Source organism: Acidovorax sp. Root267 (assembly GCF_001429215.1).
Lineage (GTDB): Bacteria > Pseudomonadota > Gammaproteobacteria > Burkholderiales > Burkholderiaceae_C > Acidovorax > Acidovorax radicis.
Genome location: NZ_LMJC01000001.1, coordinates 446,104 through 466,973 on the forward strand (window position 1 = coordinate 446,104; position 20,870 = coordinate 466,973).

At 64.0% G+C, this 20,870-nt stretch carries 18 protein-coding genes and 1 tRNA gene; 11 read left to right on the plus strand and 8 right to left on the minus strand.

Translation table 11 applies throughout. From position 1 onward, the window contains the following. The first annotated feature begins 1 nt into the window (after position 1). Genes ASE39_RS01900 through ASE39_RS01910 form a run of 3 tightly spaced genes read left to right on the plus strand, consistent with a single transcriptional unit; the run spans position 2 to position 3,742 of the window. Entirely contained in the window at positions 2-1,492 is a 1,491-nt protein-coding gene (locus ASE39_RS01900; protein ID WP_057270013.1) for a di-heme oxidoredictase family protein, read from the plus strand. Beyond that, positions 1,489-2,619, plus strand: coding sequence for an imelysin family protein (locus ASE39_RS01905; RefSeq protein WP_140426659.1), 1,131 nt, complete (start codon positions 1,489-1,491; stop codon positions 2,617-2,619). The genes ASE39_RS01900 and ASE39_RS01905 overlap by 4 nt, the downstream gene beginning before the upstream one ends. Then, a complete protein-coding gene (locus tag ASE39_RS01910; protein ID WP_057270014.1) occupies positions 2,609-3,742 on the plus strand; it encodes a DUF1513 domain-containing protein in 1,134 nt (377 codons plus the stop codon). The genes ASE39_RS01905 and ASE39_RS01910 overlap by 11 nt, the downstream gene beginning before the upstream one ends. 81 nt (positions 3,743-3,823) lie before the next feature. Here the strand turns inward: ASE39_RS01910 and ASE39_RS01915 are convergent, their stop codons facing one another. Beyond that, entirely contained in the window at positions 3,824-4,738 is a 915-nt protein-coding gene (locus tag ASE39_RS01915) for an AraC family transcriptional regulator (RefSeq protein WP_057270015.1), read from the minus strand. 116 nt (positions 4,739-4,854) lie between these two features. On the opposite strand from ASE39_RS01915, the gene ASE39_RS01920 reads away from it, so the two are divergent. Then, entirely contained in the window at positions 4,855-5,619 is a 765-nt protein-coding gene (locus ASE39_RS01920; RefSeq protein ID WP_057270016.1) for an SDR family oxidoreductase, read from the plus strand. Positions 5,620-5,672: 53 nt separating this feature from the next. Here the strand turns inward: ASE39_RS01920 and ASE39_RS01925 are convergent, their stop codons facing one another. Together ASE39_RS01925 and ASE39_RS01930 are read right to left on the minus strand one after the other, a co-directional pair. Further along, positions 5,673-6,191 (minus strand): hypothetical protein, encoded by a 519-nt coding sequence (locus ASE39_RS01925; RefSeq protein ID WP_057270017.1) that lies wholly within the window; start codon positions 6,189-6,191, stop codon positions 5,673-5,675. Between the two features lie 7 nt (positions 6,192-6,198). Next, positions 6,199-8,652, minus strand: coding sequence for a UvrD-helicase domain-containing protein (locus tag ASE39_RS01930; RefSeq protein ID WP_057270018.1), 2,454 nt, complete (start codon positions 8,650-8,652; stop codon positions 6,199-6,201). Between the two features lie 43 nt (positions 8,653-8,695). Between ASE39_RS01930 and ASE39_RS01935 the strand changes: the two genes are divergently transcribed. Continuing rightward, positions 8,696-9,421, plus strand: coding sequence for a hypothetical protein (locus ASE39_RS01935; protein ID WP_057270019.1), 726 nt, complete (start codon positions 8,696-8,698; stop codon positions 9,419-9,421). Between the two features lie 226 nt (positions 9,422-9,647). Beyond that, a complete protein-coding gene (locus ASE39_RS01940) occupies positions 9,648-10,625 on the plus strand; it encodes a GMP reductase (protein ID WP_010463537.1) in 978 nt (325 codons plus the stop codon). Positions 10,626-10,659: 34 nt separating this feature from the next. Here ASE39_RS01940 and ASE39_RS01945 read toward each other — a convergent pair whose 3' ends face one another. After that, entirely contained in the window at positions 10,660-11,541 is an 882-nt protein-coding gene (locus ASE39_RS01945) for an alpha/beta hydrolase (RefSeq protein WP_057270020.1), read from the minus strand. 129 nt (positions 11,542-11,670) lie between these two features. Here ASE39_RS01945 and ASE39_RS01950 point away from each other — a divergent pair, with 129 nt between their 5' ends. After that, a complete protein-coding gene (locus ASE39_RS01950; protein WP_035197879.1) occupies positions 11,671-12,555 on the plus strand; it encodes an NAD(P)-dependent oxidoreductase in 885 nt (294 codons plus the stop codon). 84 nt (positions 12,556-12,639) lie between these two features. Next, a tRNA-Lys gene (locus tag ASE39_RS01955) sits at positions 12,640-12,715 on the plus strand. A 151-nt stretch (positions 12,716-12,866) separates the two neighbouring features. On the opposite strand, the gene ASE39_RS01960 is transcribed toward ASE39_RS01955, so the two are convergent. The 3 genes from ASE39_RS01960 to ASE39_RS01970 are packed head-to-tail and all read right to left on the minus strand — an operon-like array spanning position 12,867 to position 15,233. Then, a complete protein-coding gene (locus ASE39_RS01960) occupies positions 12,867-13,736 on the minus strand; it encodes a glycosyltransferase family 2 protein (protein ID WP_029414049.1) in 870 nt (289 codons plus the stop codon). Positions 13,737-13,740: 4 nt separating this feature from the next. Then, complete coding sequence (locus ASE39_RS01965) at positions 13,741-14,673, minus strand: Gfo/Idh/MocA family oxidoreductase (protein ID WP_057270021.1); 933 nt, start codon at positions 14,671-14,673, stop codon at positions 13,741-13,743. Beyond that, the gene (locus tag ASE39_RS01970) at positions 14,667-15,233 is read right to left on the minus strand and encodes a dTDP-4-dehydrorhamnose 3,5-epimerase family protein (RefSeq protein ID WP_057270022.1); all 567 of its coding nucleotides are present in this window, start codon (positions 15,231-15,233) and stop codon (positions 14,667-14,669) included. The genes ASE39_RS01965 and ASE39_RS01970 overlap by 7 nt, the downstream gene beginning before the upstream one ends. Before the next feature lie 326 nt (positions 15,234-15,559). Here ASE39_RS01970 and bcsZ point away from each other — a divergent pair, with 326 nt between their 5' ends. The 3 genes from bcsZ to ASE39_RS01985 all read left to right on the plus strand — a co-directional run bounded on the left by bcsZ (position 15,560) and on the right by ASE39_RS01985 (position 19,280). Next, positions 15,560-16,726, plus strand: coding sequence for a cellulose synthase complex periplasmic endoglucanase BcsZ (bcsZ, locus tag ASE39_RS01975; protein WP_057270023.1), 1,167 nt, complete (start codon positions 15,560-15,562; stop codon positions 16,724-16,726). A 78-nt stretch (positions 16,727-16,804) separates the two neighbouring features. Further along, on the plus strand, positions 16,805-18,037 hold the full coding sequence (locus tag ASE39_RS01980; RefSeq protein ID WP_057226620.1) for a multidrug effflux MFS transporter: 1,233 nt from the start codon (positions 16,805-16,807) through the stop codon (positions 18,035-18,037). Positions 18,038-18,149: 112 nt separating this feature from the next. Beyond that, entirely contained in the window at positions 18,150-19,280 is a 1,131-nt protein-coding gene (locus tag ASE39_RS01985; RefSeq protein WP_081474642.1) for an HD domain-containing phosphohydrolase, read from the plus strand. A gap of 60 nt (positions 19,281-19,340) precedes the next feature. On the opposite strand, the gene ASE39_RS01990 is transcribed toward ASE39_RS01985, so the two are convergent. Further along, entirely contained in the window at positions 19,341-20,807 is a 1,467-nt protein-coding gene (locus ASE39_RS01990; RefSeq protein WP_029414047.1) for a diguanylate cyclase, read from the minus strand. Positions 20,808-20,870: the final 63 nt, after the last annotated feature.

Here is a 20,870-nt window from a genome sequence, read left to right on the forward strand (position 1 = left end):
CATGCAGTTTTCGCCAGCCATTCGCCGCCAGCGCACCCTGCGCCTGGCGGCAGCCAGCACCGCCATCGTCGCAATCGCCGGCTTCGGCGGCCTGGGCCTGCAGTCGTTGACGGCGGCGCCCCAGCCCGACCCGCTGGGCGAAAAAACCGGCGGAGAGACCACAGTGTTCGCCACCGGTCGCAATGCCTTCTCGTTCCCGGCCGCCAACCTCACCGATGAGGAGCGCACGCGCTTCGTCATCGGCAACTCGTTCTTCCGGCGCAACTGGGTGGAGGCGCCCGCCTCCACCAAGGCCCGCGACGGCCTCGGCCCGCACTTCATCGCGCGCTCGTGCGGCGGCTGCCACGTGCAGGACGGCCGGGGCGAGCCGCCAGCGATCTTCAACCGCCTGGGTGAAACGAAGGACCCCACGGTCGCATTGCTGATTCGCCTGTCCATCCCCGGCACCGACGCGCATGGCGGCCCCAAGCACGACCCGGTGTACGGCGACCAGTTCAACAACGCGGCCATCCAGGGCGTCAAGCCCGAAGGCCGCGTGACCCTGCGCTACGACACCATTAAGGGCAAGTTCGCCGACGGCACACCCTACACGCTGCAAAAGCCCGTCTACGGTTTTGCCGACCTGGGCTATGGGCCCCTGCACAAGGACGTGATGACGAGCCCGCGCATCGCGCCGCAAATCATCGGCGTGGGCCTGCTCGAAGCCATTGCCGAGGCCGACATCCTGGCCAACGCGGCAGACCAGGCCGCGGCCCCCGGCCCCATCAAGGGCGTGCCCAACAAGGTGTGGGACGGCCCTGCCAGCCGCATGATGGTTGGCCGCTTCGGCTGGAAGGCCAACGTGGCCACCATTGCGCACCAGACGGGCGGCGCCTTCCTGGGCGACATGGGCATCACCTCGCGCCACTTTGCGCAGGAGGCCTGCACACCCACGCAGAAGGACTGCCTGGCCGCCCCCAGCGGCAAGAGCGGTGGCGACCAAGGCCAGCCCGGCGTCGAGATCGACGACAAGACCCTGGCCGACGTGATCTTCTACCAGGCCACGCTGGCCCCGCCCGCGCGCCGCAACATCAACGATGCGCAGGTGCTGCGCGGCCAGGTATTGTTCAGCCAGGCCCAGTGCGCCACCTGCCACCGCCCCAGCTACGTCACCAAGGAAGGCCCCTTCCCGCAGTTGACGAGCAAGGCATTGAACGGGCCGCGCATTGCGCCCTACACCGATCTGCTGCTGCACGACATGGGCGAGCGCCTGGCCGACGGCCGGCCCGACTTCGGCGCCAACGGCCGGCAGTGGAAGACTCCTGCGCTGTGGGGCACGGGCCTGATCAAGGACGTGAACGGCCACACCCGATTGCTGCACGACGGGCGCGCGCGCGGCGTGCTGGAGGCGGTGCTGTGGCACGGCGGCGAGGCCGAAGCAGCCAAGGACCAGGTGCTCAAGATGAAGAAGACCGACCGGGATGCGCTCGTGAAGTTCGTGGAGTCACTATGAAGCTCAACACCCCTCGGCGCATGCTGCGCGCCAGCCTCTGGCTGGCGGCCCTGGCCCCTGCAGTGCTGCCTGCGGTGGCACAAGCGCAGGTACCCGCCGCTGCCCCAGCCTGGCAGCGCAACGCTGTGCCGTTCTACGACACGGTGCATGCCCTGCAAGGCATCTACGGCCACTGGGCCCTGCCACGCGCCAAGGACTTTGACCGCGATGCCCGCGCCCTGGTGCCCGCCGTAGCGGCACTGTGCCAGGCCCCGGCGGCAGACGGCAAAGCGGCGCTCGAATCCGCACGCGCCGCGTGGCAGGCCACGGCCCGCTCGTGGGAGCAGCTCGCCGCCGCGTCCGTCGGCCCGGTCATCGCACGCCGCAGCCAGCGCGCCATCGACTTCACGCCCACGCGCCCCGCATTGATCGAAAAAGCCATCGCCACCCAGCCCCAGGGCGCCAAGGCCTTCGAGCGCATCGGCACGCCCGCCAAGGGCCTGCCCGCGCTGGAATGGCTGCTGTGGACGCGCCCGGCCCAGCCCGGCAGCCCCGCCTGCAGCTACGCCCATGAAGTGGCGCAGGACGTGGCGCGGGAATCCGCTGCACTCGCCAAGGCCTACGCCGACGCGGCGACCACCGACTGGGGCGCCGAGGACGAGCAGGAGCAGTCCACCCAGGCCATCAGCGAATTCGTGAACCAGTGGGTGGGCGGCATCGAACGCCTGCGCTGGGCGCAGATGGACAAACCGCTGCGCGCGGCTGGATCGGGATCTGGCGCGCGCATGCCCGACTACCCCCGCACCGCCAGCGGCACCACGCTGGCGGCCTGGGCGGCCACCTGGAGCGGCCTGCGCAGCGTGACCACCCTGCCCGCCAGCGCCGACATGCCTGCCGCCGGCGAAGCCCTGGTGCCGCTGGAGATGTACCTGCGCGGCAAGGGCCTGAACCCGCTGGCCGACAAGCTGCGCCAGGCCACCGACAAGGTCGACGCGTCGATGGCCCAGGTGCAGAAGTCGGGCCTGCAGAACAAGGCGGCCATCCAGCAGACGGCCAAGGACCTGACGGCGCTGAAGTTTCTGGCTGAGTCCGAAGTGGCGCCCGCGCTGCAGGTGAGCATCGGGTTTTCGGACGCGGATGGTGATTGACCTCCGCCGCCGCACAATGCTGGCGGGGCTGGCAGGCCTGGGCGCGTGGGCGTTCGCTCCGGCCTCCGCGTTCGCCAGAAACAACGGCACCGTGCAATTGGCTGCCGCCTGGGAGCGCGAGGGCAGCTTTCACATCGGGCTGCTATCTACCCAACTCGGCGCCGGGCAGCCGTTGCAGATTCACGCATCGCTCGAAGTCCCCACCCGCGCCCACGGCCTCTTTGTGCTGCCTGATGGCTCGGTGTTGGCCACCGCCCGCCGCCCCGGCGACTGGCTGGTGCGTTGGTGGCCCGGCCAACGCACCGAGCCGCAATGGCTGTGGCAGGACGGCGAGCGCAGCTTCAACGGCCACGTCCTCGCCAGCCCCGACGGCGCCCGCTTGGTCACCACCGAAACCGATGTCGAAACCGGCGCCAGCTGGATCGGCGTGCGCGACGCCCGCACACTGCAAAAAATCGCCGATTGGCCCACCCATGGCATCGACGCCCACGAGCTGACCTGGGACACGCGCACCACCCACAACGGCGCCCCCACCCTCATCGTTGCCAACGGGGGTGTGCCCACCGCCCCCGAAACCGGCCGGGTCAAGCGTGACCTGCAAAGCATGGATTCATCCATCGTGCGGCTGGACGGCCACACCGGCCGCCTGCTGGGCCAATGGCGCCTGCAAGACAAACGACTGAGCCTGCGCCATCTGGCCTGGAGCCCCGATGTTCGGACTCTGGGCATCGCCCTGCAGTCCGAGCACGGCGACACCACCGCCAAAGACGCCGCCCCCGTGCTGGCCCTGTTCGACGGCACGGCCTTGCGGGTGGTGCCCACGCCCGAGCACCTCGCGCAAAACATCCACGGCTACGGCGGCAGCATGGCCGCCACACCTGCGGGCTGGGCCGTCAGCTGCCCGCGCGCCAATGGCATTGCCACGTACACGCCGCAGGGCGAATGGCGCGGGCTGGTGCCGCTGCCCGACGTCTGCCCGCTGGCTGTGCACGGCGGCGCGCTGTGGGCGGGCGGTTTGGGCGCCAGCCTGCAGAACGCGCAGGCCGCAGCGCCTGTGAGCCACCCGCATGACCGCAGCCTGCAAGGCGTGCGGCTGGACAACCACTGGGTGCTGGCAGCGTAGAAAATTTAAGCCAACATGGCCTCTAGCGCTTGATGAATAAGCTCCAGTAGCTATAAAAAACTGAGCAGACTGCTCGCACACCTACGGCTGGCGTGCATAGCGCCCGGGCGACAGCCCCACATGGCGGCTGAATGCGGTGCTGAAGGTGCTGGCCGAGCTGTAACCCACGCGCGCGGCCACTTCGTCGATGCCTATGCGGCCGTCGCTGCCGCGCAGCAGCTTCTTGGCCAGCGCCATGCGCCAGGCCAGCAGGTATTCCATGGGCGGCACCCCCACGGCGCGCAAGAAGCGCTCAAAGAATGTGGATCGCGACAACGCCGCCTCGCGCGCCAATGCATCCACCGTCCACGACTGCTCTGGCGCGCTGTGCATCAGCCGCAGGCTCACCGCCACGCGGGCGTCTGCCAGGCCGCGCAGCAGTCCGGGGGGCGCACCCGCCTCGCCGCTCGACCGCAGGGCCTCGATCAGCAGCAACTCCACCAGGCGGTCCAGCACCAGGTCCCGGCCGGGCAGCGAGGCCAGGCATTCCTGCCGCACCAGTTGCACCAGGGTCGGCAGCCGCTCGACGCCGCGCACATGCAGCAGGGCTGGCAGCAGCGACACCAGCAACGCGGCGTCGGGCGAATCAAACTCAAAGTAGCCGCCCAGCATGCGCATGTCCGGCGGGCCGTCGGGCGTGCCATGGCGCAGCCCGTGCTCGCCATCGGGCGCTGGCAAACGGTGGGGGTCCATGAACACCGGCTGCGTCGGTGGCTGCTCCATGCCCGACAAGGTGAACCCCGGCGTCGCGGGCATCAGCACAAAGTCGCCCGCCTCCAGCGTCACCGGCTCTTGCCCCGCCACGGCCAGCACACACTGGCCTTCCAGCATGGTGCAAAAGCTCGGACTGCCGAACTCCCCATAACGCACGGCCCAGACGCCCGCGCCGCTGATCACCTTGGAGAACACGGCGCGTGGCCGCAGCAGCGCAATCACTTGGGCAAGGGGATCCACCAAAGCCGGACTCCTGCAAACAAAATTTGGACTTTCGATTGTAGTTAATCCAGCCTTGGCCCGATATCGTTGCACCACCTTCCATCTGTTCCCATCCACCATCCCCAAGGAGTTTCACCGTGAAGACCATTCTCATCACCGGCTGCTCATCCGGCTACGGCCTGGCCACCGCCCGCCACTTCCACGCTCAGGGCTGGAACGTGATCGCCACCATGCGCACTCCGCGCGCAGACGTGTTGCCCGCATCAGACCGCCTGCGGGTACTGCCGCTGGACATCACGCAGCCCGACAGCATCGCCCAGGCACTGCAGACCGCAGGCCCCATCGACGTGCTGGTCAACAACGCAGGCCTGGGCCTGTTCGGCGCCTTTGAGGCCACGCCCATGGCCACGGTGCGCGAGATCTTCGACACCAACACCTTCGGCACCATGGCCATGACCCAGGCCGTGCTGCCTCAGATGCGCGAGCGGCGTGCAGGCTTGGTGATCAACGTCACGTCCAGCGCCACGCTGGCCCCCATGCCACTGGTGGCAGCCTATACCGCCAGCAAGACGGCCATCGAGGGGTTTACCGCATCGCTGGCCTTTGAACTGAAGGCGTTTGGCGTCCGCGTGAAACTCGTCGAGCCCGGCTACGCGTCCACCACCCAGTTCACCGCCAACGGCGCGGAGCGCATGCAGGGGTTGATCCCGCCCGCCTACGCTCCCTACGCCCAGTCAATCTTTGCAGCCCTGGGGCAGCCAGCCGCCGTGACGACGGAGCAGGATGTGGCCGAGGGTGTGTGGGCGGCGGTGAATGATGTGTCAGACCGGCTGCGGTATGCGGCGGGGGCAGATGCGGTGGCGCTGGCGGAAGCGCCGGTGGGTGAGCTTGTTGTGGCTTAAGAGCGCCCAACAAACCATTGCCCCGCATCGGGCAACCCGGCACCTTGGTCCAGTCACTCGTAATGGCTGACCGTGACGCTGTACAACACCCCTGGGCGTACCGGCTGCACCATCACAACAACTACCCCGTCCGCCACAGACGCGTATTCGGCATAACGCGCAAAGTAGCCGTTGTGCGCTCGCACAGCCTCCAGTTCCGATGGCTCCAACGCACGCTCTTGCAGGCCGTTTTGCAGCAGGTAGGCGTTGACGGCAGCCACAAACCGGCCCATATCGTTGCGGGCAACTTCAAACGACACCTCCGAGCGTGGTTGCTTGTTGCCGTCACCCACTGTTCCAAAGTACTCCGGCTCCGTCGCAACCCCCACCGCAGGGGCGCCGCGCACCAGTGAAGAAATCCCGAGGTAATAGGTGAGCGTGCCGCGCTTGGGCGTGAAGTCCTCTTGGGAGATGAGAAAGAGCCATGCACTCACCCAGAGTGCCAACGACGCGCAAGCCACAACGCCCAAGGCGATGCCGAGCACGCGCGGACGAAAATGCAAGCGCAGAAACCTGCCGACAAAAGCGATCACCTTGGCGTCAATCCACCACCGTCAACTTGGCCACCGACAACGCCAGCCACTTGGTGCCGTGGCGCGGGAAGTTGACCTGCGCACGCGCGTCGTCGCCCGTGCCTTCGATGGCCAGCACCTTGCCTTCGCCGAACTTGGTGTGGAACACGTTGATGCCTGCGCGCAGGCCGTGGGACGGCGCGGTCTTCTGCACGGGCACCGGTGGGCTGGCAAATGTCTCGGATTTGAAGCCAAATTGGCCTCTGGCGCTTGATGGATAAGCGCTACCAGCTCCTGAATTAGGAGCAAACGAACCAAACCCCTGCTGCTTGGGCGTGATCCACTTGAGCGCCGCCTCAGGCAGCTCGTCAAAGAAGCGGCTCTTGATGTTGTAGCGCGTCTGGCCGTGCAGCATGCGCGTTTGCGAGTGGCTCAGGTACAGGCGCTTGCGGGCGCGGGTGATGGCCACATACATCAGTCGGCGTTCTTCCTCCAGGCCGTCGCGCTCGCTGGCGGAGTTTTCGTGGGGGAACAGGCCCTCTTCCATGCCGCCGATAAACACACCGTCAAACTCCAGCCCTTTGCTGGCGTGCACGGTCATCAGTTGCACGGCGTCTTGCCCGGCCTGGGCCTGGTTGTCGCCCGCCTCCAGCGCCGCGTGGGTCAGGAAGGCCGCCAGGGGCGAGAGGGTTTCGCCCGTGTCGGCGTCCACGATGCCCGGCACTGGGGGCCTGAGCGGCTCATCCAGCACCGGCGCGTTGGGGTCCAGCCCCTGGCTCACCGCGCTTTGCGTGAGCGGTGTGCCGTGCTCGTCCAGCGGCAGGGCCACGGCATCGCGGCCAAAGCCCTCTTGGGTGACAAAACTCTCGGCGGCGTTGACCAGTTCCTGCAAGTTCTCGATGCGGTCGGCGCCTTCCTTTTCGGTGCGAAAGTGCTCCACCAGGCCCGTGGATTCGAGCATCTGCTCGATGATGCCGCGCAGGTTCAGCCCCTGGGTCTGCTCGCGCAGCACATCCACCATGGCGACAAACGCGCCCAGGTTGGCGCCCGCCTTGCCGGGCACGGCGCTCACCGCATCGTGCAGCGAGCAACCGGCGGCGCGGGCGGCGTCCTGCAGCACCTCGATGCTGCGCGCGCCAATGCCACGCGGTGGAAAATTGACGACCCGCGTGAAGCTGGTGTCGTCGTGCGGGTTCTCCAACAGGCGCAGGTAGGCCAGCGCATGCTTGATTTCGGCACGCTCAAAAAACCGCAGGCCGCCGTACACGCGGTAGGGCACGCTGGCATTGAACAGGGCCGATTCAATCACCCGGCTTTGCGCGTTGCTGCGGTAGAGCACGGCGATTTCCTTGCGCTCAAAGCCATCGTTGCGCACCAGCTGCTTGATCTCATCGACCATCCACTGCGCCTCGGCCAGGTCGGAACTTGCCTCGTACACGCGCACGGGCTCGCCCGCGCCCTGCGTGGTGCGCAGGTTCTTGCCCAGGCGGCGGCTGTTGTGGCTGATGAGGTGGTTGGCCGAGTCGAGGATGTTGCTGTAGCTGCGGTAGTTCTGCTCCAGCTTGATCTGGCGCTGCACGTCAAACTCGCGCACGAAGTCGGTCATGTTGCCCACGCGCGCACCACGAAACGCATAGATGCTCTGGTCGTCGTCGCCCACGGCAATCACGCTGCCACGGGCTTCAAAGCGCCCGCCCACCTCGTTGCCCGCCAGTTGCTTGAGCCAGGCGTACTGCAGCTTGTTGGTGTCCTGGAACTCGTCGACCAGGATGTGCGCAAAGCGGCGCTGGTAGTGCTCGCGGATGGGGTCGTTGTCGCGCAACAGTTCGTAGCTGCGCAGCATCAGCTCGCCAAAGTCCACCACACCTTCGCGCTGGCATTGTTCTTCGTAGAGCTGGTAGATCTCGACCTTTCTGCGTGCATCGCTGTCATTCGTCTGCACGTCGCCGGGACGCAGGCCTTCTTCCTTGCAGTTGGCGATGAAATAGGACAGCTGTTTGGGCGGAAAACGCTCGTCGTCCACGTTGTGCTGCTTGCACAGGCGCTTGATGGCCGAGAGCTGATCTTGCGTATCCAGAATTTGAAACGACTGCGACAGGCCGGCCGCCTTGTGGTGCGCGCGCAAGAGCCGGTTGCACAGGCCGTGGAAGGTGCCGATCCACATGCCACGCACGTTCACCGGCAGCATGGCCGACAGGCGGGCCACCATCTCTTTGGCGGCCTTGTTGGTGAAGGTGACGGCCAGAATGCCGCCGGGCGTGGCATAGCCGTTTTGCAACAGCCAGGCGATGCGGGTGGTGAGCACACGCGTCTTGCCCGAGCCTGCCCCCGCCAGGATGAGCGCGTGGCCTGCGGGCAGCGTGACGGCAGCCAGTTGCTCGTCGTTCAGGTTGGCCAGGAGGGGCGATGCAGCCGGGGCCGCAGCAGCGTGTGGGGGCACCAGGGCTTCGGGTGCACCCGGGAACGGGTCTTGTGGGAACATGCGGCCATTGTAGAAAGCGCCCCGGCGCCCGCCCCTGGAGCCCATGAAAAACATTGCCCGCACCCTGGCCAGCCTTCTGGCCCTCGCACTGACCCATACACCTTCGGCACTGGCCCAGGCCAGTTGCAGCAGTGACGGTACCCCACAGCCCGTGGCCGTTTTCGAGCGTTTCATCAGCGCCGACTGCGAAGCCTGCTGGAGCGATGCGGCCACCCCCGCGCCCTCTGCCACGGAGGGCGTGGCGGTCCTGGACTGGATCGTTCCGGGTAAAGCGGGCGACGACGCGCCGCTGTCGGCCGCCGCCACCAGCGACGCCCTGGCCCGCCTGCAGGCCCTGGGCCGCAAGCCCCCTGTTGCCACCGATGTGCACACTGCTGCGATCGAAGCGACCATGCCCGCCCGCCTGCGCGTGGCCCATGGCATGCCGTTCAACGACTACGTGGGCACGGCCATCGCGTTCACGCCAGCGCAGTGGGCTGCACAGCGCACCGGTGCGGCGCCCGCAGCCATGGACTTCTACCTGCTGCTTGTCGAATCCGTGCCTGCAGGCACCGAAGGCACGAAAGTGGCACGAAATATGGTTCGAAATATGCTCCATGGCACGTGGGAGAAGCGCAATAAGCTATCAAAATCAGAGCAAATGAAATGGATGGAAACCCGGTCCATGCGCATCCCGGAAGGCGCACAGGCCGAGCGGCTGCGCATGGTGGGCTGGGTGCAGGATGCCCAGGGCCGCGTCATTGCGGCTGCGCAGTCCACTTGCAGGTGACGCCAGTGATACCGGTCATACCCGCACCGTTATAGGGTCTGCCAGGCAGGCGGGTAGAATCAATCACCGGGCCCAAGTTTCTTGACGCCCGGTTTTTTTGTGCCCGCGCAATCTGCGGGGTTCGGAGCTGGCTACCACGCCAGTGCCCACAAAGCCGGTCCCAAGCCAAGCGCCCACGCCCGTGAAATCCTTCGCGGGCGACCTTTTCAAAGGAGCTTGGAATCTCATGGAAATCTTCGACTACGACAACGTCCTGCTGCTGCCCCGCAAATGCCGCGTGGAAAGCCGTTCGGAATGCGACGCCAGCGTGGAGCTGGGCGGACGCTCGTTCCGCATCCCCGTGGTGCCGGCCAATATGAAAACGGTGGTGGACGAAAAGATCTGTACCTGGATGGCCCAGAACGGCTACTTCTACGTCATGCACCGGTTTGACTTGGACAACCTCCAGTTCGTCAAGGATATGCATGCCAAGGGCTGCTACGCCTCGATCTCGCTCGGCGTCAAACAACCCGACTACGACACCGTGGACCAGTTGGTGGCCGAAGGCATCACGCCCGAATACATCACCATCGACATCGCCCACGGCCATGCCGACAGCGTGAAGAACATGATCGGCTACCTCAAGGCCAAGCTGCCCAAGGCCTTTGTGATTGCCGGCAACGTGGCCACGCCCGAGGCCATCATCGACCTGGAGAACTGGGGCGCGGACGCCACCAAGGTGGGAGTGGGCCCGGGCAAGGTGTGCATCACCAAGCTCAAGACCGGCTTTGGCACGGGTGGCTGGCAGCTGTCGGCCCTCAAGTGGTGCGCCCGCGTGGCCACCAAACCCATCATTGCCGACGGCGGCATCCGCAGCCATGGCGACATCGCCAAGAGCATCCGCTTTGGCGCCAGCATGGTGATGATCGGCTCGCTGTTCGCAGGCCATGAAGAGTCCCCCGGCAAGACGGTGGAAGTCGATGGCGCGCTGTTCAAGGAGTACTACGGCTCGGCCAGCGACTTCAACAAGGGCGAGTACAAGCACGTCGAGGGCAAGCGCATCCTCGAACCCGTCAAGGGTCCGCTGGCCGGCACGCTGGTAGAGATGGAGCAGGACGTGCAAAGCTCCATCAGCTATGCCGGTGGCAAGAAGCTGATGGACATCCGCAAGGTGAACTACGTGATCCTGGGCGGCGACAACGCGGGTGAGCACCTGTTGATGTAGCTCGGTGCCAGTGGCCTGCTGTGCAGGCCCTGCGTCAGGATCGCAACAGGTTTTGCGCCATGTGGTGCAGGTCATGCCCCGGCCTGGCCAAGGCGTCCACGATGCTGAAGTGGTGCAGGCCGGGCAAGCTCACGCTACGGGGCACGAAGTGGCTGCCCCAGGCGTCTTGCATCAATTGGTTCTGCCGCAGGAATTCGGGGCTTTCATCCGCACCCACGGCGCAATGGAGCGTGCCGGTGGCGGGCTCCAGCAGGCGGGCAGGGCTGTATTGCAGCACCTGCTGCTCCGTCAGGTTCAGCACCGACTGGTACATGGGCGTGTACATGATCGGTTCCAGATCATGCACGCCCGAAATCGACAGCGCATTGCGCACCAGCCCGTCGGGCAGACCGTCGCCGATCAAGGGCCATACGCTGGTGAGCAGCAGGGCCGCCAGTTGGCCGCCCGCCGAATGCCCGGCCACCGTGACGCGCCGTGGATCCCCACCATGGCTGGCAATGTGGCGCCACACCCATTCCAGCGCCTTTTCCATCTGCCGCACGATATGGGGAATGGTGACAGGCGCCTCGGGCGTGCCGGGGCACAGCGCGTAGTTCACGACCACCACACAAAAGCCCGCCTGCGTAAAGGGAGGTGCAATGAACGAGTGGTCTGACTTGTCGAGCGAGCGCCAGTACCCGCCGTGGATGAACACCAGCACAGGCACGCCAAGGTCCGAGGCCCGCGCAGAGGGGAAAATATCCAGCACCTCCCCAGTGCCGGTGCCATACGGCACATCCAGCACACAAGGCTGGCTCGCACGCACCTGGGCAGAATCCCCGGCCCAGCGCTGCAGGTAGTCCATGTGGTTGGGCACCAGGGCGCGGTTGTTGTACATGCGCTCTAGCCAGGCGGGGTCGTGCAAGGGCAGGCTCATGGGTAAAGTCTCCTGTGGCTGTGCGGGATCATCATTCCAATCCCGCCATGCTGCAAGCTCCGTGACAGGGTGATGCACCAAAAAGGCACATGATGCACAAAGAGACAACGATTCTGGATGAATGACGCCATGACCACCACCCCGCTTCGCATTGCAGTCCTTGGCATCGGCATGATGGGCCACCCCATTGCACGCCGCTTGAAGGACGCCGGCCATCAGGTGCATGCATGGAACCGCACCCGCGCCAAGGCAGAGCCCCTGACAGCATTGGGCATCGCCGTCCACACCACCCCCGCCGAAGCAGTCCAGAACGCCGATGTAGTGATCAGCCTGCTGGAAAACGGCCCCGTTGTGGGGCAAGTCCTCTTTGATGCGGGAACCGCCAAGGCCATGCGCAAAGGTGCCCTGTTCATCGACATGGCCTCCATCCAGCCTCGTGAGGCGCGCGACCACGCTGCGCGCCTGGGCGAGATGGGTCTGGCCCACCTGGATGCACCCGTGTCGGGCGGCACCGTGGGGGCAGAAAATGGCACGCTCGCCATCCTGGTCGGCGGGCGCCCCGAAGACTTTGCACAGGCCGAGCCCGTGTTTTCCGCCTGCGGCCGCGCCACCCATGTGGGCCCACACGGCGCTGGCCAGCTCACCAAGCTGGCCAACCAGATGATCGTGGGCATCACCATCGGTGCGGTGGCCGAGGCCTTGCTGTTTGCCGCCAAGGGTGGGGCCGACATGGCCAAGGTGCGCGAAGCGATTCAGGGCGGCTTTGCCGACAGCCGCATCCTGCAGCTGCATGGCCAGCGCATGGTGGAGCGTGACTTCGCCCCCCGCGGCCGCATGGCCGTGCAGCTCAAGGACATGCGCAACGCCCTGGCGACGGCGGGCGAGATCGGCTTCGACGCCCCCATCACCGCCCTGTTCGAGACCCTGTATGCCGAAGGCGTAGACCACGGCCTGGGCGAGCTGGACCACAGCGGCCTTTTTGTCGAACTGGCAAGCCGCAATGCCATGCAATAATTTTGTGGACCGCTTGCCAAGCCACAAAAAACTAGTGCATAATTCGAGGCTCTGCAGCAATGCGGACAGATCAACGAAAAGTTTGGGTTCTTAGCTCAGTTGGTAGAGCAGCGGACTCTTAATCCGTAGGTCGAGTGTTCGAGTCACTCAGGACCCACCAAACGAAAGCCGCAAGGCGCATAAAGCCGGTGCTACTTCAACGTAGCGTCGGCTTTTTTGTTTTTCTGGCTACCGTGTGAGGCAGAGTGAATCGCCTCTGCAACCTCTCACCGGATTCAGACTCCGCCAAATGCAAAGGTCAGGTGCAAGGGTCAGGGCCTGATCCCGAGTCGGCTCACCAATGTGCGCAGCGGCGCCGTGATCCGCCAGGATAGGCTGCTCTTGAGCGCTTCCATTTCTGCCTGCAGTTTGGGTTGAGCGTAGCAATGGCCATTGACGCGAAGTAACACGCTTTTCAGCAGGGCCAGCCGCTTTTCCGGGCCTTGCAGGTCGCCCCACCATCTCTCCAGTTCCGCCACCCTTTCGGCGTTGGACAGGCTACGGCGCGTAACTGAAGAAAAATGGAGCACGGTCGGCCATTTGACCGAGGCGTAGCGCACCCCGGTTTGCTCCAGCACTTGCAGCCAGAAGTGCAGATCGGTGTTGATGCCAAGTGGCGCGGGACACCACCCTGTCGGCAGTGCCCGATAGGCGGCAAGCGTATGCGCTCCACAGGCCAAGCCGAAGCCGCCCGCCGACTTTCGCATGCGCGCGATTTGCTGGTCGTCCTCGAAAGCATCAAACGGCCAGGTGGCCGTCTGGCCGGAAGGCGATACATCGATCTGCATGCTGTGAACCAGATCGTGTTGTGCCAGCGCATCCGCCAGCGTTTCAAGGTGATCCGGCAGCCACAGGTCATCGTCCGACTGATAGGCGACAAAACGGCCCTTCGCCTCCTGCAAGGCCAAATGCCTGTAGGCCTCGCCATGCCGCTGACCTTTGGGGTTGTCGAAATAGCGAATGCGGGGGTCCCGCCCCGCCAGAGTCTGGGCAATTTCGCGCGTACGCTGGGGTGCGCCATCCCCTACGATGAACAACTCGAAGCCCTGGCACGTTTGCCACTGCACGCTGGCCACCGAATACCACAAGGTATCTGCGTGGTCGTGTGTGGGGATCACAACCGTAAAGAGAGGATCGCTCATCCAATCATCCGCCCAGCCCAGCGAGTGTCCGCAATCGCGAAATGTGCTCAACCACCAGCAAGCCTTCCGCTGCGCTGCTCTTGGGAGGCCCCTGGCGATGGCACAGGTACTCCAGGAACGCTGTCAGCTCCAGCAAAAGGGGCATGGTGGTGGCAACGGGGCGCATTTCCACACTCGATGCACCCGCCTCCGCCAGGCAGTTGGCCGTGCGCTGCAGAGCAATATGGTCGTCGTACGCGTCGCTTAACGAGGCAATGCCATCGCGGCAGCGCAATTCGACAGTCCGTCGATGGACAGGGGAACGGGCTCCGATTTCAAACTGCATCCATGGGCGGCTCCGATCCTCTAGCCCCAGAATCCCGGAGAGCGCTATCAAACCATCTTCGCTGGTTTCGGCCCAGGCAGCAGTTGGTTTTGGAAGGTAGCCCAGAATCTCAATGGCGATGCTCAGATCGTGCGGGAGCAGTATCCAGTCAGCGCTTACGTCCATGTGAGGGTTGCCCCATCCCAGCCGGGTCGTCTTGAGCCCCAACACCGGGCCCAATTCGCCAGACCGGACCAGCGCAGCCAGGGCGAGCACGCCACCGTGGTAGCGCCACTTGTCCATGATGAAAATTCTGTCGCCAGCCAATTGCGCGAGGACTCTCGCCTCCGAAGCGTCGGAGGTGAAGGGTTTTTCGCAAAAGATGGGCTTGCCCATTGGCACCAGTTGCCGGAGAAAGGCTGCATGCAGCGCGGTGGGCACAGCCACCACATATCCATCCACCTCCGGCAGCGCATCAAGGGTGGAAACCACTGCGTCGGCCTTGCCCTCCAAAGCACGGGCACGGCTTGCCTCCCCTACGGCTAAGACCGCGACGTGCGCCCCCAGCTGCTTCAGGTCGCGCAGAATCAGCCGCCCCCAGCGGCCACATCCCAGTAGCCCGATCTTCACCATGGCTTGTCCTTGGTATCGCGCAACTCTTCCAGCAATGCGTCGAGGGATTTGGCGTTTTGATCTCTTGGAGAGAGGATGGGATCGCTGACGGGCCAATCCAGCCCGAGCCCAGCGTCGTCCCATCGGCAACCCAACTCATCCGTCACGGGATCCCAGTAGTGCGTGACGGAATACAGAATGTCTGCGGGCTCTGGAAAGTAAAAGCCGTGTGCGACCCCTGTCTCAATGCTGACCATGGTGGGCTCGGTACCACTAAGTTCGAGCACCGTACTCCGCCGAAAATGCTCAGTCCCCTCTCGGAGGTCTACCAGACCCAGCAGCATCGAGCCACCCAGCACCAACAGATGATCGGTATGCCGAACGTGCACATGCACACCTCGCAACACGCGGGGCCTGGACCGGACATGGTTCCACTGCACAGGGAGAAGGGTTGGGTGCCATTCGTTACGAAAAACCTCCGTCAGCCGTCCACGCTCGTCTTCCCAAGGTTGTAGCCGCCTGATTTGAACCCCTGGAATATCGCCAGTCCCGCCCAATAGTTGCTGTTGCATTTGATCCATGACTTTGAGCAAGTTAGCACTGAAATAGCACCTCTACCGCAATACTTTCGGGGCAAAGGGCCCCGCCTTTTGTAGCACCTTGGATTCAGAGCGTGCTGGCAGTCGCGCACCGCAACCCCGCAGATCGCGAATACACCCTCTTCAAGTTTCGGAACTTCGGGCGGCGGCACCAGTGCTGTACTAGTATAGGGAACCCCTTGGGCACGCCGCCTTGCCCCGCAAGTTCCGGGTGGCTTTTTCAGCCAAACACCGTGCAGGCGCCGCCATTGGCAGAACCCAGGAAAAGGCCCACACCATTGCCCTCGAGAAACAAGAATTCTCCCAACATGACTGCATCGCTCTTACGGCGAACGGCCCTTCTCACAGGACTGGGTCTGATCGCACCCTGCGTGCTGCCACGCGCGCAGGCACAAACACGTGCGCCGGCCGGACTGGCCCGTGGAGGCAACTGGCCTGCTTGGGACGCCTTCAAGGCGCAATTCACCAGCGAAGAAGGCCGGGTCGTCTCGGACGATGGGGAAGGAGGACGTACTTACTCTGAAGGCCAGGCCTACGGGCTTTTCTTTGCCCTGGTGGCCAATGATCGCAAGGGTTTCGATACCCTCCTGCGCTGGACCGAAAACAACCTGAGCGGTGGAGACCTGGGCGCACGTCTGCCTGCATGGCTGTGGGGGCGCCGGCCGGATGGCTCCTGGGGCATCCTCGACAGCAACGCGGCATCTGATGCAGACCTCTGGATTGCCTATGCTCTGGGCGAAGCCGCCCGTTTATGGAAAGCACCGCAATACCACGCGTTGGGAGTCCGCCTGGCTGCGCGGATCATTGCCGAAGAAACCGCAGACCTCCCAGGTCTGGGCCTGAGCCTGCTGCCAGCTCCGCACGGTTTTGTAGAGGGCGAAGGCCGGTGGAAACTCAATCCCAGCTACTTACCCTTGCAGGTCATGCAGCGGCTGGCCACGCTCTACCCTCAGGCCGCCTGGAAACAACTGGCTCAAAGCTCCGAGAAAATCGTGGTGGGATCATCCCCCAAAGGCTATACCCCTGACTGGACCTTGTACGACGCACGGCAAGGTTTTCTCATTGACGAAAAAGGCAAAGAAAAGGGCCAAGGCACCTACAACGCCATTCGCGTTTATCTGTGGGCCGGCATGCTGAACCCTGCCGCCCCCAGCCGCAAGCCTTTGCTGGCTGCATTGGGGCCCATGGCAAGGTATGTGCGCGAGCAGGGCCACCCCCCTGAGTCCATTGATGTACTGACCGGACAGGGCTCCGGCCCTGGGCCCGCGGGCTTCACGGCAGCCATGCTGCCTTTCCTTCAGGCGCAAGGGGAAAACACCGCACTGCAAGCACAGCGCAGCCGCCTGGCCGCAAGCCCCATTCGCCCCACGGCGTACTATGAGCAGACCCTCGCTTTGTTCGGGCTGGGCTGGATGGAAGGCTGGTTCCGATTTGCATCCGGGGGCCAACTGGTACCCCAAAAAACCAAGCCCTGAAGGCTCCTGTCACAACGGCCACCAACCTCGGCCACACGCCTCCGCCATCTCTCGCCGCCGCACCCTATCGCCTCACCGATGAATCCCAACGCCCACACACTCTGGCGTGCGCCCCAATGGGCCCTGGCCGCCCTCCTGGCCGTGCTGGGCATGCTGGGGCCCTTCTCCATTGATACCTACATCCCTGCCTTCACAGGGATTGCCACCGCCCTGGGGGCCACCCCGGTGGAGATGCAGCAGACCCTGTCGGCGTATCTCTTTGGTTTTGCGTTCATGAACCTCTTCCACGGGGCACTCGCAGACAGCTTTGGTCGGCGGCCGGTTGTCTTGTGCGGGATTGCCATGTTCACGCTGGCCTCGGCAGGTTGCGCGCTTTCGCAAAGCATCGGCCAGCTCATAACGTTCAGGGCACTGCAGGGACTGTCCACCGGGGCGGGGATCGTGGTGTCGCGTGCGGTCATCCGCGACATGTTTCCACCGGCGCGCGCGCAGCAGGTGATGAGCCAGGTCACGATTTACTTTGGCGTAGCCCCGGCCATCGCACCCATCGTGGGCGGCTGGTTGTTTGTGCATGCGGGCTGGCACAGCATCTTCTGGTTTCTGACCTTTGTGGGCGTTGCACTTTGGGTCGCGAACTTCAGGCTCCTGCCCGAAACACTGCAGGCCGAACATCGCCAGCCGTTCAACATTCCGCATCTGATGCGGGGGTACTGGCAGCTAGGGTCCAGCCCGCGTTTTGTGCTGCTGGCGCTCGCCAGCGGGGTTCCCTTCAACGGGATGTTTCTTTACGTGCTGGCAGCGCCCGCCTTCCTGGGCGAACACCTCGCGCTGGCCCCCACGCAGTTCTTCTGGTTCTTTTTACTGACCATTTCCGGCATCATGGGCGGTGCTTGGCTCAGCGGGCGCCTGGCCGGAAAGATCGCGCCAAAACGACAAATACGGCACGGCTTTGTGATCATGTTCACGGTAGCTGTCTTCAACCTTGGAGCAAACCTGCTCCTCCCGGCGCACGCGGCATGGTCACTTGCACCGATTGCCATCTTCGCGTTCGGCTGGGCACTGATGGTGCCTGTCGTGACCTTGCTGGTGTTGGACCTCCACCCCGAGCGCCGTGGCATGGCATCGTCCATGCAGGCGTTTGTGGGCTCTACCGCCAATGGTCTTGTTGCAGGCGTGCTGGTTCCGCTGGTCATGCACTCGACCGTCTTGCTGGCCCTGGCGTCGCTGCTCATGATGTGCGTGGGCATGGCAGCATGGATCTATCTGCACCATCGCTGGCCGGATGTGGGCCGGATCGCCGCGCCCGATTGACCCGCATGTGTTGTGAATCACCATGCATGCTGCAACAATGGGGCTTCCCTCCCACTCCCGGCACAAGCGTGTGCACGCGAGAGAGGGAGGCTCTAGGTGCCTGAGGACAACCATGCAACTCTTGAAATTGGTTGAATCCAAAATACGGGTGGGAGTCCCGTTGCCCTGGAATGTGCGCAACCAGGACTGCACACTGCTGCTGGCACGCGGACACGTGATCCGTAGCGATGCCCAGCTGGAAGCACTGCTGGAACGTGGCATGTTTGTCGATGTCGAAGAGTTCAAGGCGGTGGAGGCATTGGAGGCCCCGCCAGCCAAGCCGCTGGAAAGCCTCTATACCCGCTGGACACTCTCCATCGACGCATTGGAAACAGCGCTGCCCCGACTTGGAGATACCTCCGATGGCCTCGACGCCATATACGCGCTGACCGATGAAATTCTGGAGCTTGCCGAAAAGGATGCCGATATCGGCTTGTTCATGGCAATTCGGCAGGATCAGGCCAAACATCTGCGCTATGGATACAGCCACGCGGTCTACACCGCGCTACTCAGCATATTGATGGCACGACAGCTTGGATGGACCGCCGCGCGTGCACGGCTACTCACTCTGGCTGCGCTGACGATGAACGCAAGCATTGCCGAGCTGCAGGGGCAGATGGCGGCGCAAGACTACCCCGCCTTGGACCGGCAGCGCGCGCAAATCCGGGCGCATCCCGCACTCAGCGTCGCAATTCTGGAGAAAGCAGGCGTCACGGACACAGAATGGCTCACCACAGTCATGCAACACCACGAACAGACAGACGGCACAGGGTACCCACAAGCTATCTCATCGGTGAGCGACGCTGCTCAGGTACTGCGCATGGCGGACCTGTTCATGGCACGTATCAGCCCTCGGCAACTGCGGCAGCCGCTCTCGATCCAGGACGCCGCCCGGCTGATGTTCCGGGATGACAAGGGGGGGCCATTTTCCATGGCGATCATCAAGGTGCTGGGCATTTACCCTCCCGGCGATTTCGTGCAAATGGCATCTGGAGAAATGGGGGTGGTGATGCGCCGCGGCTCGGAAGCGCGCACCCCACTGGTCGCCGCTGTGACGGACTCACAAGGCAAGGGAGTCACCACCACGCTGCACCGTGATACCTCGCAGGCCGCCTATGCCATCACGGGCCCGGCCTCGGACCGCAGCTTGCTGGCCCGAGTGCCTCCCGAGCGGCTGTATGGCTATGCGGTGCACGCGGGCTGAGTTTTCAGCCATGCCCCACATTGCATACCGCCTCAGCTTCGGTGCATCCGGTGGCAGCTTCTATGGGACTTGCCGCCTGTCCACACCCCTGTCCTGGTAGTACCGGATCTTTTCAGCATACATGGCCTGGTCGGCGCGATGGATGGTTGCCTCCACCATATCTCCCGAACGGCAGGAGGCCACGCCCATGGCCAGGCTGATCGGCTGGCCCGGATAGAACTGGTTGTTCAAATCCAGCATGGAGAGGATGCGATCCTGCAGCGCAAAGGCGCTGCGTTCGTCCATGCCCGGCAGCAACACCGTGAACTCATCTCCACCAATGCGGGCAGCGCAAGCAGGTGGGTCCACGGCCTTGGCCAACACTTCGCCCACCCTGCGCAGCATGGAATCGCCCGCAGCATGGCCCTGCTCGTCGTTCACGACCTTGAGTCCGTTCAGGTCAATCGCAATGATGGACAAAGGCCAGGGTCCCTTGCGGGTGACACGGTTGAGTTCTTCGGCATAAAAGGCCCGGTTGCGGAGCTGGGTCAAGACATCATGCTTGCCAAGGTATTCCAGGTACGCCTCCGCTTTCTTGCGCGCGGTAATGTCCACCAACGACAGCAGCACCAACCCCCAGTCCGCCAGGTGGTCTGCCAGCACCGAGAACTGCATGTGAATATGCACCGCATCACCCGACAACGCGTAGTTGACCACTTCGCGCTGCTGAAAGGTCTTGCCCTCCCACAGGTCCAGCAACTGGTCAGCGAAGGACTCGTGCATCTCGCCCCGAAATACCCGTCCGATGTTATTGAGGAGCATCTCCTTGCTAGAGGCGCCGAACATGCGCAGCGTCTGCTGGTTGACATCGATCACGCGGATCTCCTGCATGCAGCGCGTGACGAATTCGGGATGCACCGTGATGAATGTCTTGAAGTCGTCAATGCCCTGCGCGCGAACGCCGTCGAGCAGGCTTTTCACGGCGCTGAAATCCTCGACCCACAGTGAGACCGGCGAATGCTCGAACAAATCCCGTGCATATTGTTCGCTGCGCCGAAGTTGGCGGGCCCCCCGTACCTGGGCGGTGATGTCTTCCAACGAGAGCAGAACTCGGCTCCAATCGGATTCGTACCCAGGCAGGATGCGTGCGCGGATCTGAACGTCAAGACGCCGGCCATCCAGCGCATAGTTGACGGTCTGGTTCGAGAACTCAAGCTGCCCGGACCACAGCGCCGCCAGTTCATGGGAGACCGCATCGTGCATGTCATCCCTGAAAACCTTGTCCAGATTCGCTTCAAGTACCTGTTGGCTCTCGGCCGCAAACAGCTCCAGCGTGCGGCGATTGACTTTCATCACCTTCAGAGCGGCGCTGCATTGCCGTACCCGCGTGGGGTCCTGCGCAAGGTGGGCACGGAGATCGACGACCCCTGCAGCGCGCCAACTGTCAAAAAGCTGCTTCAGGGCGCTGTAGTCCTCCAGCCAAAGGGATACAGGCGCCAGCTCAAACATGTGCTCAAAGTCTGCACCGGAAGATAACGAAGACGACACTGCAGATTCCTCCCTGGGCAATTATTGTCGAGCTGCTCTCCATATTCTTGATCCAGGGTGCCC

What these genes read in the sequence shown, in the direction of transcription:
- bcsZ (WP_057270023.1), top strand. Translation starts at nt 15,560, where the DNA reads ATGACTGCATCGCTCTTACGGCGAACGGCCCTTCTCACAGGACTGGGT.
- ASE39_RS01900 (WP_057270013.1), top strand. Translation starts at nt 2, where the DNA reads ATGCAGTTTTCGCCAGCCATTCGCCGCCAGCGCACCCTGCGCCTGGCG.
- ASE39_RS01965 (WP_057270021.1), bottom strand. Translation starts at nt 14,673, where the DNA reads ATGGTGAAGATCGGGCTACTGGGATGTGGCCGCTGGGGGCGGCTGATT.
- ASE39_RS01935 (WP_057270019.1), top strand. Translation starts at nt 8,696, where the DNA reads ATGAAAAACATTGCCCGCACCCTGGCCAGCCTTCTGGCCCTCGCACTG.
- ASE39_RS01910 (WP_057270014.1), top strand. Translation starts at nt 2,609, where the DNA reads ATGGTGATTGACCTCCGCCGCCGCACAATGCTGGCGGGGCTGGCAGGC.
- ASE39_RS01960 (WP_029414049.1), bottom strand. Translation starts at nt 13,736, where the DNA reads ATGAGCGATCCTCTCTTTACGGTTGTGATCCCCACACACGACCACGCA.
- ASE39_RS01985 (WP_081474642.1), top strand. Translation starts at nt 18,150, where the DNA reads ATGCAACTCTTGAAATTGGTTGAATCCAAAATACGGGTGGGAGTCCCG.
- ASE39_RS01930 (WP_057270018.1), bottom strand. Translation starts at nt 8,652, where the DNA reads ATGTTCCCACAAGACCCGTTCCCGGGTGCACCCGAAGCCCTGGTGCCC.
- ASE39_RS01950 (WP_035197879.1), top strand. Translation starts at nt 11,671, where the DNA reads ATGACCACCACCCCGCTTCGCATTGCAGTCCTTGGCATCGGCATGATG.
- ASE39_RS01945 (WP_057270020.1), bottom strand. Translation starts at nt 11,541, where the DNA reads ATGAGCCTGCCCTTGCACGACCCCGCCTGGCTAGAGCGCATGTACAAC.
- ASE39_RS01905 (WP_140426659.1), top strand. Translation starts at nt 1,489, where the DNA reads ATGAAGCTCAACACCCCTCGGCGCATGCTGCGCGCCAGCCTCTGGCTG.
- ASE39_RS01940 (WP_010463537.1), top strand. Translation starts at nt 9,648, where the DNA reads ATGGAAATCTTCGACTACGACAACGTCCTGCTGCTGCCCCGCAAATGC.
- ASE39_RS01980 (WP_057226620.1), top strand. Translation starts at nt 16,805, where the DNA reads ATGAATCCCAACGCCCACACACTCTGGCGTGCGCCCCAATGGGCCCTG.
- ASE39_RS01970 (WP_057270022.1), bottom strand. Translation starts at nt 15,233, where the DNA reads ATGGATCAAATGCAACAGCAACTATTGGGCGGGACTGGCGATATTCCA.